The sequence below is a fragment of the Desulfuromonas svalbardensis genome (genome assembly GCF_055389415.1).
In genome coordinates this window covers 1,064,488-1,076,929 of the sequence record NZ_AP042416.1, presented here as the reverse complement: position 1 = coordinate 1,076,929, position 12,442 = coordinate 1,064,488, and the positions used below count along the sequence as shown (strand labels likewise).

Annotated in this window: 14 protein-coding genes; 12 read left to right on the top strand and 2 right to left on the bottom strand. The window is 48.0% G+C overall.

Annotation, left to right across the window (positions count from 1 at the left end; genetic code table 11):
• Positions 1-80: 80 nt before the first annotated feature.
• The 8 genes from ACZ5KY_RS04790 to ACZ5KY_RS04755 all read left to right on the top strand — a co-directional run bounded on the left by ACZ5KY_RS04790 (position 81) and on the right by ACZ5KY_RS04755 (position 6,308).
• A complete protein-coding gene (locus ACZ5KY_RS04790; RefSeq protein ID WP_464242765.1) occupies positions 81-239 on the top strand; it encodes a hypothetical protein in 159 nt (52 codons plus the stop codon).
• A 15-nt stretch (positions 240-254) separates the two neighbouring features.
• Complete coding sequence (locus tag ACZ5KY_RS04785) at positions 255-1,157, top strand: hypothetical protein (RefSeq protein WP_464242764.1); 903 nt, start codon at positions 255-257, stop codon at positions 1,155-1,157.
• Positions 1,158-1,169: 12 nt separating this feature from the next.
• A complete protein-coding gene (trpB, locus tag ACZ5KY_RS04780) occupies positions 1,170-2,369 on the top strand; it encodes a tryptophan synthase subunit beta (protein ID WP_464242763.1) in 1,200 nt (399 codons plus the stop codon).
• Complete coding sequence (locus ACZ5KY_RS04775) at positions 2,370-2,804, top strand: YkgJ family cysteine cluster protein (protein WP_464242762.1); 435 nt, start codon at positions 2,370-2,372, stop codon at positions 2,802-2,804.
• Between the two features lie 93 nt (positions 2,805-2,897).
• A complete protein-coding gene (locus ACZ5KY_RS04770) occupies positions 2,898-3,851 on the top strand; it encodes a pentapeptide repeat-containing protein (protein WP_464242761.1) in 954 nt (317 codons plus the stop codon).
• A 10-nt stretch (positions 3,852-3,861) separates the two neighbouring features.
• Entirely contained in the window at positions 3,862-4,692 is an 831-nt protein-coding gene (locus ACZ5KY_RS04765) for an HDOD domain-containing protein (RefSeq protein WP_464242759.1), read from the top strand.
• A 180-nt stretch (positions 4,693-4,872) separates the two neighbouring features.
• Positions 4,873-5,787, top strand: a complete 915-nt coding sequence (gene cysK, locus ACZ5KY_RS04760; protein WP_464242758.1) for a cysteine synthase A — start codon at positions 4,873-4,875, stop codon at positions 5,785-5,787.
• Positions 5,781-6,308, top strand: coding sequence for a thermonuclease family protein (locus ACZ5KY_RS04755; protein ID WP_464242757.1), 528 nt, complete (start codon positions 5,781-5,783; stop codon positions 6,306-6,308). Before cysK ends, ACZ5KY_RS04755 begins: the two co-directional genes overlap by 7 nt.
• 46 nt (positions 6,309-6,354) lie before the next feature.
• Here the strand turns inward: ACZ5KY_RS04755 and nudC are convergent, their stop codons facing one another.
• Together nudC and ACZ5KY_RS04745 are read right to left on the bottom strand one after the other, a co-directional pair.
• Positions 6,355-7,212, bottom strand: a complete 858-nt coding sequence (nudC, locus tag ACZ5KY_RS04750; protein WP_464242756.1) for an NAD(+) diphosphatase — start codon at positions 7,210-7,212, stop codon at positions 6,355-6,357.
• Between the two features lie 50 nt (positions 7,213-7,262).
• The gene (locus ACZ5KY_RS04745; RefSeq protein ID WP_464242755.1) at positions 7,263-8,474 is read right to left on the bottom strand and encodes a peptidase U32 family protein; all 1,212 of its coding nucleotides are present in this window, start codon (positions 8,472-8,474) and stop codon (positions 7,263-7,265) included.
• A 437-nt stretch (positions 8,475-8,911) separates the two neighbouring features.
• Between ACZ5KY_RS04745 and ybgF the strand changes: the two genes are divergently transcribed.
• The 4 genes from ybgF (at position 8,912) to ACZ5KY_RS04725 (ending at position 12,401) form a co-directional block, all read left to right on the top strand.
• Entirely contained in the window at positions 8,912-9,607 is a 696-nt protein-coding gene (gene ybgF, locus ACZ5KY_RS04740) for a tol-pal system protein YbgF (RefSeq protein ID WP_464242754.1), read from the top strand.
• A gap of 80 nt (positions 9,608-9,687) precedes the next feature.
• Complete coding sequence (locus ACZ5KY_RS04735; protein WP_464242753.1) at positions 9,688-10,689, top strand: LysM peptidoglycan-binding domain-containing protein; 1,002 nt, start codon at positions 9,688-9,690, stop codon at positions 10,687-10,689.
• A gap of 98 nt (positions 10,690-10,787) precedes the next feature.
• Positions 10,788-11,885: a DNA-processing protein DprA gene (gene dprA / locus ACZ5KY_RS04730; RefSeq protein ID WP_464242752.1), complete on the top strand. Its 1,098-nt coding sequence runs from the start codon at positions 10,788-10,790 to the stop codon at positions 11,883-11,885.
• A 48-nt stretch (positions 11,886-11,933) separates the two neighbouring features.
• Positions 11,934-12,401: a DUF494 family protein gene (locus ACZ5KY_RS04725; RefSeq protein ID WP_464242751.1), complete on the top strand. Its 468-nt coding sequence runs from the start codon at positions 11,934-11,936 to the stop codon at positions 12,399-12,401.
• The last annotated feature ends 41 nt before the right edge of the window (positions 12,402-12,442 follow it).

Genomic DNA, 12,442 nt, shown 5'->3' with positions numbered 1-12,442 from the left:
ATACATACAGTTGACCAGTGCCCCCTTTGAGGCGCTGGTTAACGTATTGAAACACCTCTGAATGAAATGAGTGATATCCCATGACCACGTTTGAAGTGCATTATCAAAAAGGAACTGAATACGGCGAGGCACTGGTTGAGGCTGAATACCCCGAACAGGCACGCCAAAAATTCCTCATCGAGACTGAAGAGAAAGACCTCATCGTTCTGTGTGTCCTGCGGCACCAACTTCCCTACTAAGACGAGGAGAGAACAATGGTTCTCCACCCATTTCACACGTCAGTTAATCACGTTTTTGATAAAATAGAACACGCCTTTGAAGGGGTCAAAGGTCAGCGCAATGTTGGCAACCTACTTGTTCTTGTCTTCATCTTCGGCCTTGCAGGGATTCAACTCAACCGCTTCAACATGTTACCTGAAGCCGTTGCCGCGCTCACGCCAACCAATCACCTCGAAGCCATCGAACTGGTGTTCACAGTATTACTTGCCTTTGAGGTTCTTAGCTTACTATTTAGCCTTGTTTATTCCGTCTCAATCTCGGTGGGTAAACAGGTAGAAATTCTATCGCTGGTATTGTTGCGCAATATTTTCAAAGAGATTTCAACACTCCACGAACCGATCATTTGGAGCGAAGTGTCCCTTTTTATGGTCGACATCGGCGCTCTTGCTCTGGGGTCGTTACTCATTTTCATCATATTAAGCTTTTACTATCGCCAAATTGAACAAAAACCCCTTAACAATGACGAACGAGATACAGCAACATTTATTATCATAAAAAAGTTAATTGCCTTAGTGATGCTCGCTGGCTTCTTAGTTATCTTAGGAATGAATTGGTGGTCTTCTCTGTTCTATGGTCTACCAAACAAGACCTTTGAGTCATTCTACACCCTACTTATTTTCAGCGATATCCTCATCATGCTGATCTCAATGCGCTATGGTTCATGTTACCGCGTCGCTTTTCGCAATAGTGGCTTCGCCATTGCCACCCTTATTATTCGGGTCGCATTGATTTCACCACCCCTTTACAGCGCTATTATTGGTGTCGGTAGTGCCTTGTTCGTACTCGGCATCCGCATGGCATACAATAAATACATCCCCTCAGACTATCAACAGCAACGTGAAGACCGCCGTCGCACAAAATGCCATGGGCCCAACTAAGGAGTTAATTCAATGAATCAAACACCCGACAATAGCAACGCTCCAACAGCTGAAGGTTTTTTCGGTAACTATGGCGGTCAAGAGATTCCACCAGAGCTCAAGCAGGTAATGGATGAGATCTATCAATCTTATAACGAGATTAAAGATTCTGACGAATTCAAACAGGAATTACACGATCTACAACGTCATTATGTTGGTCGCCCCAGCCCTGTTTACTTCTGTCGCCGCCTCAGTGCTCAACTCGGTGGTGCTGAGATCTACCTGAAACGGGAAGATCTAAATCATACTGGCGCGCATAAAATCAACCATTGTCTTGGTGAAGCACTTTTAGCTAAAAAGATGGGTAAAACTAAAATACTCGCCGAAACAGGTGCAGGCCAACATGGTGTTGCCCTCTCGGCAGCCTGTGCACTGGTAGGCATTGACTGCGAGATCCATATGGGCGCGGTAGATGTTGCCAAGCAAGCTCCCAATGTGACTCGCATGAAAATCATGGGCGCAAAGGTGATCTCCGTCGAACGCGGAACAAAAACCCTCAAAGATGCCGTAGATAGCGCCTTTGAAGAGTACCTAAGAGATCCACAACACTTTTTCTACGCTATTGGTTCAGTCGTTGGTCCTCACCCCTTCCCACAGATGGTTCGTGACTTTCAGCAAATTGTCGGCATTGAAGCGCGTCAGCAATTTCAAGAGATGACTGGCGAGCTACCCGACACCCTCGTTGCGTGCGTGGGTGGCGGCAGTAACGCAATTGGTCTCTTCACGGCATTTCTTGACGATGAGGTTGAGTTGGTTGGCGTTGAACCAGCAGGCTTAGGACTCGACACCCCTGATCACGCGGCAACCATGGCCCTTGGCTCTCCAGGCGTACTGCACGGCATGCGCTGCTATGTATTACAAGATGATGCGGGTGAACCCCTGCCTGTCTATTCCATTGCCTCGGGTCTTGACTACCCCGGCGTTGGCCCACAACACAGCCACCTAAAAGATATCGGTCGCGTTAATTACCACAGCGCTACAGATACCGAGTGCATCGAAGCCTTTTTAGCCTTATCGCGCACAGAAGGAATTATCCCGGCCCTTGAAAGTGCTCATGCTGTCGCCTACGCCATGCGTGTTGCGCCACAGATGCCCGGGAAGAGAATCCTGATCAACTTAAGTGGTCGCGGTGACAAAGATATCGATTTTGTTGCTAAAAAATTAAATCTGTAGATGCTATCTATTTCGGGATGGTGGCGGCACTGGCGACTGCGCCGCTCAGGTAAAGAGTTGATTTTAACGGGGCAATGCCGCCAATGTGGTGCGTGTTGCCGTCGATTACAACTCCAATCAGGCAAAAACTGGCTTCGTTCTAAGCGCGACTTTAAAGCATTAGTAAAAAGCCATCCAGAATTTAGCCGTTTTGAAATCAGTGGCCGCGACCCGCAGCGGCTCTTGGTCTTCAACTGCACCAAACTTGGCAGCGACAACCGATGTCAAGACTACGAAAACCGACCGCAACTATGTCGCGACTTCCCCAACAAGGCCATCTTCTTTTGCGGTGGCGCGTTGCCCGAGGGCTGCGGTTACACACTAAGCGAAGGAATTCCATTTAGCACCCTGCTCGATGAAAAGCAACAACAGTATCAGCCTGACACTACCCGTTAAATCCCACCAACCATCGCGTTTGCCATTTGACACAAATTAGGCTTTACTATAGCGTTATTAATAACTTTGTGGCCCTTTTAATTGGTAGCACTTATGACACAGTCACATGACGTAATAGATAAAAATCTCCAGCCTGACCTAACAGGTGATTTGCGTGGTGCAGTCCTCAATGGTATGGACTTGCGGCAGGTGAACCTTGCCGGTCGCGACCTCAGTGGAGCGCAATTTTTTCAGGCCGATCTTCGTGGCGCGAACTTTCAGGATGCTAACCTTGAAGGAGCAGAGCTTTCAGCTACCAACCTAGAGGGAGCTAACTTCGATGGTGCAAACTGCCGCCGGGCGGGATTTGGTCGCGCGAACCTAAACAACGCGAGTCTTTTCCAAACCAATCTTGAGGAGGCCAGTTTTTCACAAGCCAGCCTTATTGGTGCCAATCTCCATTGTGTTAATTTAAACCATAGCCGCTTACGTGAAGCCGATCTGTCTCACGCGGACCTATCAGAATCTGATCTTCGTTACGCCGACATCTCCATGTCGAAAGTGGTTAACACTACCTTCCGTAACGCAGATTTGCGCCATTTGCGCTTGAGAATGATCCGTGGTTTTAAATCAGCCGATTGGATTGGTGTCGATATCCGTGATATTAATTTTGCGGGTGGTTATATGGTACGCCAAGAAATTATCGACCAAAATTTCATTATGGAATTTCGCTCTTACAGTAAAGTATCCAGCCTAGTCTATTACCCATGGTGTATTACCTGTGACTGTGGTCGGAGCATGTTTCGTTGGTGTTGCTGTATCGGCTTCCTACTGGTTGTCTTTTCTTACCTGTACACCTTGGTTGGCATCGACTATGGCCCCTATACCACAGCGATCTCGCCGCTTTACTTTAGTGTTGTCACCATGACCACCCTTGGCTTTGGCGATGCCGTACCAAAAAGTTTAGCGGGGCAAATTTTGACTATGATTGAAGTCTCAACGGGCTATATTATGCTCGGCGGATTGCTTTCAATTTTTTCTAATAAGCTGGCACGCCGCGGCGACTGATAGGGTCCTGATGTTTGGTTTTAATAAAAAAAAGAAGTCCGATGCGTTGTTGGCACAATACGACATCCCGACGTTCCCCTCTACGGTGCTCAATATTCTCAGCAAATTGCGTGATCCTGAGGTTTCAATCAACGAACTGGCCTCATCGTTAGAAATTGATCCGGGTTTACATGTTCGGGTACTAAAAACGGTTAATTCCGTTGCTTTTGGACTGTCTCACAAGGTCAATAACATTAGCCACGCTGTGAATCTTCTCGGTCGAGGTCGACTTGAATCTTTAGTCCTCTCGGTGGCAGTAAAAGATGGGCTAACAAAAAGCAATCAGGCTCAATGGCTGGACATGTCAAAATTTTGGGCCATTTCGGCACGGCGTGCCGCTATGGCTCGTGGCTTGTCAAACATTCTTCATCCGAATGTTCAAAGTGATGTGTTTACCATCGGCCTACTCCAAGATATGGCGGTGCCCGTACTGGCCAATTCAGGTGGAGACCGCTATCGCGACATCTACCAGAGTTGGCTCGGCTGCACTCAGTGTGACCTGACAGAACAAGAACAGGATCAGCTCCAGATGAACCATGCTCACCTTGGTGCTCAGATGGCTGAATATTGGGAGTTCCCTCAACCTCTGATCGATGCAATCAAGGGCCACCATGAGCTATCGGACGAAGCACCGCTATCGGTACGCATCGCAGCACTGATTAAGGGTTCTTCTGAAAACGATACCAGTGAGATCATCGTAGAGAAAGCACAACAAATGTTTCATATCGGCTCAGCCATCACAACAGAGATGGTTGATGAAATATTAAATGAAAGTAGCGCCCTCGCTGCAGCCCTCAACTGAGATGGTCTCGCAAAAACGAAATATATGGCTAAGAAAAAACTTCGTCCACAAAGGCGTAGTGGTTGTTCAAGGGTGAAGGCATACCTGTTGTATGTCAAAGTCTTGAACAAACGCTGCAACGCAGGTGGGCGGACTTTTTGCGACGCCATCAACTAACACCTGAAGGATAGGGGTATAGAGATGAATAAATCAACAATTCTAGATCAGATAGGCAACACGCCACTTATCCGTTTACAAGCGATGGAAACAGAAAACAGTGCCGCAATATGGGCAAAACTTGAAAGTGCTAACCCCGGAGGTAGCGTTAAAGATCGTATCGCTCTCGGAATGATCGAACAAGCCGAAGAGGATGGCCTTCTTTCTCCTGGGGCAACGATCGTCGAACCAACCAGTGGCAATACGGGTATCGGCCTCGCATTGGTCAGTGCCGTCAAAGGCTACCGCGTTGTCCTAGTCATGCCCGACAGCATGAGTGTCGAACGACGACAACTATTACACGTCTATGGCGCTGAGCTCATCTTAACCCCTGGCAGTAAAGGGATGGCGGGCGCTATTGCCAAAGCGGAACAGCTCAGTGCGGAAAACGGCTATTTTTTAATCCACCAGTTCTCAAATCCAGCAAACCCCGCCACCCACCAACGCACCACTGGCCCTGAAATTCACCGACAACTAGGTGGCAAAGTAGATGCATTTGTCACAGGAGTTGGCACAGGTGGAACCATCACGGGGGTTGGTCATTATCTGCGGCAACAAAACAAAGAGGTCCGAATCGTTGCAGTAGAGCCTGAGGCTTCAGCCGTTCTGTCTGGCAATCCTCCTGCGCCCCATCTGATTCAAGGTATTGGTGCAGGATTCATCCCAGACGTTCTCGACACAACCATCTACAATGACATCATAAAAGTCAGTAACGACGATGCGATTTCAACGACTATCACTCTGGCGAAGAAAGGTGTTTTTTGTGGTATTTCCAGTGGCGCAAATATTTTTGCGGCACAACAAGTTGCCGAGCAACTAGGTTCAGGGAAACAGGTAGTAACCACGATCTGCGACACGGGTGAACGTTATCTTTCTACTGGGCATTTTGGCTCATGCTAACCAACGATAGTCGCTCCCCCATATACAGTGCTGCACTTAGCATAGCGCTAGTGCTTCTAGTCATTGCGCCAACACTACTTTGGGCCAACGGACAACACGCCAGGCAGGGACGGGTCACATGGGTCAACGATGGGGATACAATTCAGGTTCAAGGGATTGGCACCATTCGCCTCATTGGTGTTGATTGTCCTGAAAAAGAGCCAACCGACCGCGACTGGAAATACCTGCGTCACGGCTGCAGTAACCAAGATCACTTGCGCCTCAGTGCCGCATCAACCCTGAAACGGGTAATCCATCTATGTAAAGGGAAGCAGGTTAAAATTCAGGTTGGCGGTGACAAACGCGACCGTTACGGACGGACACTTGCCTATGTGTGGCTGCCCGATGGACGCATGTTGAATCAACTGCTACTTGAGGAGGGGCGAGCCATGGTCTATCGCCGCTTTGACTTTAACCATAAAAAAGAGTTTATCCGCCTTGAAGCAACTGCGAAGCGAAGCCGCGCTGGGATCTGGCAATAAACTACCGACCAGATTATTTCTGACCATGACCCGTCAAATCCGGCAGTCATCTAGGCAAATAATAATGATCCAATAAGAATCGGGCGATGCTGCGCTTTGATGGCAACGATGGGAGATCATCGCGTGAGAACCAGCGCGCATCCTCAAGTTCATCGGTATCTACTTGCAGTTCTCCGCCAGCATATTCGGCGACAAAGCCAGTCATGATTTGGCTGGGAAACGGCCACGCCTGACTGCCAACATAGCGGATATTTTCAACTTCGATGCCCGTCTCCTCTTTCACCTCACGAACAAGAGTCTCCTCTAAACATTCACCCGGCTCAACAAATCCCGCCACCAAACCGTAACGGCCTGCGACCCAATGTGGCGCTCGTGTCAACAGCACTTCATCACCGCGCGTAATCAACACAATAATACACGGATGGATATGCGGATAATGCTGTCTTCCGCACGTACCGCACTCACGACCCCATTGACCTGTCAAATAGGACATTGGGCCACCACACGCCGAACAGTGTTGACTACTCTTTTGCCAACGCACCATCTGCTGACCAAGGGCGGCAAGGGATAACAATGCGAGGGTTATATCTGGGTTTTCGGCCATTAAATCAATGGGCACCAAACCAGTAGGTGTTGATGACGTGAAGGATAATGTCACAACACGGCACGCTTTTTCTTGCCATAAGCCGATAAAAACAGGGGCAGAGCTTTCCTGTTCTGGCCGTTTTGATGGCATCGATCGCGTTGATTCATCAACGAGCAAACACCCCTCTTGAAATACCAGCCACAGGTCATCTGTTGAAATCGCTGGATCACGATTGGGTGTGAGAAATTCAAACTCGTCTTTCAGACTTTGCGCGTTAAAGGGCAGATAGAGCGTTGACTCATAGGATTCAGGATACATGAAATTTAAATCTCCGTCGGCTTGGGAACATTGATCCCAGTCCAAAGTTCTTAGTTATCTTTTGATCGCCGCAGCATATCACCAACCTGTGCCCCAGCAGGCAACACCATCCACACTTGAGCATTGGGTTGAATTACCGCGAGCGGTTGATCATTTTTATCGACACAGGCGGGTGCGGTAAAGGAAACCTGCCACATCTTTGGCCCGATTAATTCGATAGGGTCGCCGACAAAAAAGCGATTACGCCCTTCAACACGGGCAAGATTGCACTCATCGATCTCACGAACAATACCGATAAAATCATACGTTCGGATATAACTTGAATCCTGTGCGTGTACAGCGGCATCGGCGACAGGGAGAAAGTCAGTGGCGTAAGGGCGATGGCTGACTTTTTCTAGTTCCTCGCGCCAAAGGGGATCACATTGATAGTTCTGCGGATCAGCAAGGTAGCCATCTATGGCAGCACGATACACCCGCGTGACTGCAGCAACATAATAGAGTGTTTTCATGCGCCCTTCGATCTTTAAACTATTCACTCCTGAATCGATCAATTGCGGCACCTGCTCGAGTAAACACAGATCCCGGCTGTTCATAATATAGGTTCCGTGCTCATCCTCCTCGATGGGAAACTGTTGTTCGGGGCGCTTCTCTTCGACAAGATGATAATTCCATCGGCAAGGTTGCGCACAGGCGCCTTCATTAGCGCTGCGGGCGGTCAAAGCCGTCGAAAGCAGGCAGCGCCCTGAGTAGGCGACACACATTGCACCATGAACAAACACTTCTAGCTCAATATCGGTTTCGTCACGGATAGAGGAAATATCGGCCAAATCCAATTCTCGCGCCAAATTAACTCGCTGAACACCTTGCTGCATCCAAAACTGACACGCTGAAGCATTAATGGTATTGGCCTGAGTCGAGAGATGAATCTCCCGGTGAGGGTCTTTGTTCTTGATGCGACTCAACACACCGGGATCGGAAACAATATAACCATCGATCGCTAGAGGGGATAACTGGTCGAGATAGAGATCTAAGGCGTAAAATTCGTTTGGCTTCACATAGGCATTCAGGGTCAAAAAAATCTTTTTACCAACACAATGCACTTCCTCAACCGCTTGCTGCAAGCGTTCTAAACTGAAATTACCGGCACTGGCACGCAAGCCAAATTGATCACCACCGACATACACGGCATCGGCGCCGAAACGTAATGCCACCCTTAATTTATCCATATCGCCCGCAGGGACGAGCAATTCAACCTTTTGCATTAATTTTCACCCTTTCAACACCAATTGAAGCCCATTAAGTTGTTCACAACCAACGGCCGTACTATATACTATGCGTGCATTGACTTCGACCTTGATATTTTAAAGACGAAATGGTTACGCCTACCTAGGTCGCTACAATCACGGTTTCGTCCTTGACAAGGTTAGAAAAAGACTATAAAAATTAGAATGTTTTGCATTATACAGGCAGACTGTCGGACTTAACATGGACCTACTGTTAAATAGCCTGACTTGGCCCATATTGCCGATAATTTTCGACAAATAGGCGAACTAATCGCTCTCAATTTCTCGCTACGGCCCGTCAAATCCGACAGCGACTAGCCAGAGATCGACGGCCGGCAGTAGTCATTAATTCAATCCATTATCCCCATCAAATTGCGGGATTTTCATCTATTCCATTTAGCGGGAAGGCATGCTTCATGCGTTGCACGGTACTAATCCTCACTTGTTTATTCGTTACCCTGTTCGCTGGTTGCGCACCCACCACTGCTCCATCACGAAGCGTGGTTGCATCATCGCGCCCACTTGAACAAAAAGTGATGGCCCAAGAAAAGCAACTTGTCGCTCTTGATACAACGGTTCAGCAACTCTCCACAGCCCTAGAAACCACTCAAAATGAGCTAACAGAGTTACGCCGTGAAGTTTCTTTATTAAAAAAGCACCCCACGACACCGTTACAAAACGAGCAATGTCTCCCCCCTGTAACCGTCACTTCAGGTACTGGCAGCACTCAACCGTCGGCAACCGACACATATTTGCAAGCGTTCTCAGCCTATACTGCCGCAGACTATAGCGCAGCAACTCAAGGCTTCAGTACATTTATTCAACGCTATCCACGTAACCCCTATATTTCCAATGCTTATTTTTGGAATGGTGAGGCCCTACTCGCCCAAAACAACTTAGAACAGGCCGTTGAAGCATTTTCAGCCGTTGTAACGGAATACCCCGAAGCGCACAAAGCACCGGATGCGCTGGTTAAGTTGGCACAAATCTACGCCCAGATCGGCCAAAAATCTCAAGCGCAACAATTACTACGTCAACTTGAGCTGAAGTACCCAAAAAGTGCGGCACGCAAACGGATTCCTCAAACATTACTTGATACGTTAGCGCAGTAAATTCTTTCGAAATACACAGTCTCCGCGAGACTGAAACAGACAAATACCACGCTGTCTGTGAACAAAAAAAGGAGATCACCATGAGTTTACGCAAACTGATTATTTTAGCCTGCTTAGTGATTTTACCCTCTGTAGCCAGTGCTAAAGAAAATCCCCGTATTTACACCATCCAAAAGGGGGATACCTTATGGGGGATCTCACAGCGATTTATTACCGATCCGTTATATTGGCCAAACCTGTGGGCTAACAACCCCTTCATTCGTAACCCGCATCTGATCTATCCCGGCCAAAAAGTTGCCATCTATGATGGCAGACTTGAGCTACTTCCCAAATATCAACAACAGGAAGAAGCCGTCGCAGCTATAGAGCAGCCAAAAGAAAAGCTCCCCGTCCCCGAAGAAGTTCTTACTTTTAAGGCTTACGGTGACATCAATAGTTTTATCAGTATCGACGCACTCGAAAACGCAGGCAGAATTGTTGACACCGTTGATAATCGCATCATGATGACCCAAGGGGATGAGGTGTTTATTCAGATGACGGACAACACCGCTGAAGTCGGCTCTGAATACAGTGTTTTTTCAGTTGGAAAGATGATCACTCATCCACAAACAAATGAAAAACTTGGACACCAAGTCACATGGCGTGGTCAAGCTCAACTTACCGCTGCCCATGAGCAGGTTTACTCTGGAACCATCACCCGCGCAGTAGGCGAAATTACTCGCGGCACCATTTTATTAGCCGTCCCTGAGCAACAAACAACCATCGTCCTGCAACGCGCACAGCAGCCTCTTGATGGTTACATTATTGCCGCCCACCCTGAAAAGCTGACGTTCGCTCAACACGACATTTGCTATATTGATAAGGGCAGTGATGATGGCTTAGAGGTTGGCAACATGCTGACGATTGTTCGCCCACGTAACGCCAGTGCCCTTGCGCTTCAGGATCGCAATATTGTTCTGCCTGACACCTTACTCGGGCGCGCTGTAGTTATCAAAACAGATCGCAGCGTCGCAGCGGCTCTGATACTTAAATCGTCAGAACCAATCCACCGTGGCGACCTGATCTATACTGAAATGAATTAAGTTACACGCAATACGCTTCACCATAAGAAAAGGATTGGACAACCGTTCAATCCTTTTCTTTTCAACTTAACATTAGCAAAAACCAACCGGAGGTGGCAATGAAGATACAACAACAGAAAGACTGGCTACGTCTCCACCTCACGAAAGGGGTCGGTCGGGTCGGAATCATCAAGCTCATTAAAGCCTTTGGTGATGCCAATACCGCGCTGGCTAAATCTCGTCAAGATTGGCATCATTGCGCAGGGTTAAAATCATTACGAATCGGATCACCACCCGCAGAAGAAGACAAGCAATTCATTGCCGCATGGGACAAGTTGATCGCACTCCAAGGTCAGATTATCAGCGTATGGGACGATCATTACCCAAGCCAACTACGCACCATCCACGACCCACCGGCACTCCTTTATGTGTGCGGCACCATTCAGGAAACGCTACGCATTGCCATTGTCGGCTCGCGTAAGTCAACAGCAGAAGGCAGAAGGCTGGCCAACGAAACAGCCACCACCTTATCTAATTACGGTGTTACTGTGGTCAGTGGATTAGCACGTGGAATTGATACCGCCGCCCACTCGGGTGCCGTTTCAGGGCAAGGATCAACCATCGCGGTTCTTGGCGGTGGGATTGACATCATCTATCCTCCAGAGAATTACGCCCTATTCGAACAAATTAAAACCCAAGGCGCAATTATATCTGAGTACCCACCAGGGACAGAACCCCTTCCCGGACACTTTCCTGCACGCAATCGTATCATCAGCGGCCTGAGTCACGGGGTATTTATTGCTGAGGCAACCCTTGCCAGCGGCTCCCTGATCACCGCTGATTTCGCATTAGAACAAGGGCGTGATGTTTATGCCGCACCAGGGTCTGTTTTCAGTAAGTACTGCCAAGGAAACCTTCAACTTCTTAAACAGGGGGCAATATTAACGACCGAAGCAGAAGATATTTTAAACTTTTGCCACATCGACACCTACCCTCAGCACATAAAACAACCACCGAAGCATGATCAAACAAAACTCACTGCGGAACAAAACAAGGTATTCGACTTACTCCATGCAACACCACTCCATCTCGACCAGCTCGCTCAGGAAAGTGGCTTGACAGCTATGGAGGTTTCGGCTATCGTGCTGCACTTAGAGCTAGAAGGACTGGCTTCATCACAACCTGGAGGCCGCTACATACGTGGTTCTGCGGCTTAAACATAGGGTCTACAGCACGATGTTCGACCTAACGATCGTAGGTATATTTTGAACGAACGAGTACTGATTATTGTTGGAATTATTGCTCAATATTTCATGAATGAGCATGATTTTTCCAATGAACGTGAAATTGTTGAAGAACTTCTCGGTGCAGGATTTAAAGAGGAGGAGATCAATGAGGCGTTCACGTGGATGGAGACAATAACGCTCAACCCCAGCCATCCGCTGCTAAAACAACTCAGAACACCCCAATTGAGAGTTTTTTCCCCCTTAGAACAAAAAAAACTCTCAATTGAAGCACAAGGTTTTCTGACTGACCTACGCATGAAAGGGATCCTCCCCAGTGACATTGAAGAGGAGATCATTATTAGAGCGTGTCAGGATGATGAAGGTCAAAACAGCTTGGAAGAGATCAAATCGATCACAATCCTAGCGCTATTTGCAAGCATACAGCATGATCACTCTCGCGAGATTGACTGCATCTTCGAAGACAAACTCGACAAACTATATCATTAAGCTCGTCGTTCTGCTGGTACTGCCAGCAGTTTTTTGTCCAG

What these genes read in the sequence shown, in the direction of transcription:
- ACZ5KY_RS04790 (WP_464242765.1), top strand. Translation starts at nt 81, where the DNA reads ATGACCACGTTTGAAGTGCATTATCAAAAAGGAACTGAATACGGCGAG.
- ACZ5KY_RS04785 (WP_464242764.1), top strand. Translation starts at nt 255, where the DNA reads ATGGTTCTCCACCCATTTCACACGTCAGTTAATCACGTTTTTGATAAA.
- trpB (WP_464242763.1), top strand. Translation starts at nt 1,170, where the DNA reads ATGAATCAAACACCCGACAATAGCAACGCTCCAACAGCTGAAGGTTTT.
- ACZ5KY_RS04775 (WP_464242762.1), top strand. Translation starts at nt 2,370, where the DNA reads ATGCTATCTATTTCGGGATGGTGGCGGCACTGGCGACTGCGCCGCTCA.
- ACZ5KY_RS04770 (WP_464242761.1), top strand. Translation starts at nt 2,898, where the DNA reads ATGACACAGTCACATGACGTAATAGATAAAAATCTCCAGCCTGACCTA.
- ACZ5KY_RS04765 (WP_464242759.1), top strand. Translation starts at nt 3,862, where the DNA reads ATGTTTGGTTTTAATAAAAAAAAGAAGTCCGATGCGTTGTTGGCACAA.
- cysK (WP_464242758.1), top strand. Translation starts at nt 4,873, where the DNA reads ATGAATAAATCAACAATTCTAGATCAGATAGGCAACACGCCACTTATC.
- ACZ5KY_RS04755 (WP_464242757.1), top strand. Translation starts at nt 5,781, where the DNA reads ATGCTAACCAACGATAGTCGCTCCCCCATATACAGTGCTGCACTTAGC.
- nudC (WP_464242756.1), bottom strand. Translation starts at nt 7,212, where the DNA reads ATGTATCCTGAATCCTATGAGTCAACGCTCTATCTGCCCTTTAACGCG.
- ACZ5KY_RS04745 (WP_464242755.1), bottom strand. Translation starts at nt 8,474, where the DNA reads ATGCAAAAGGTTGAATTGCTCGTCCCTGCGGGCGATATGGATAAATTA.
- ybgF (WP_464242754.1), top strand. Translation starts at nt 8,912, where the DNA reads ATGCGTTGCACGGTACTAATCCTCACTTGTTTATTCGTTACCCTGTTC.
- ACZ5KY_RS04735 (WP_464242753.1), top strand. Translation starts at nt 9,688, where the DNA reads ATGAGTTTACGCAAACTGATTATTTTAGCCTGCTTAGTGATTTTACCC.
- dprA (WP_464242752.1), top strand. Translation starts at nt 10,788, where the DNA reads ATGAAGATACAACAACAGAAAGACTGGCTACGTCTCCACCTCACGAAA.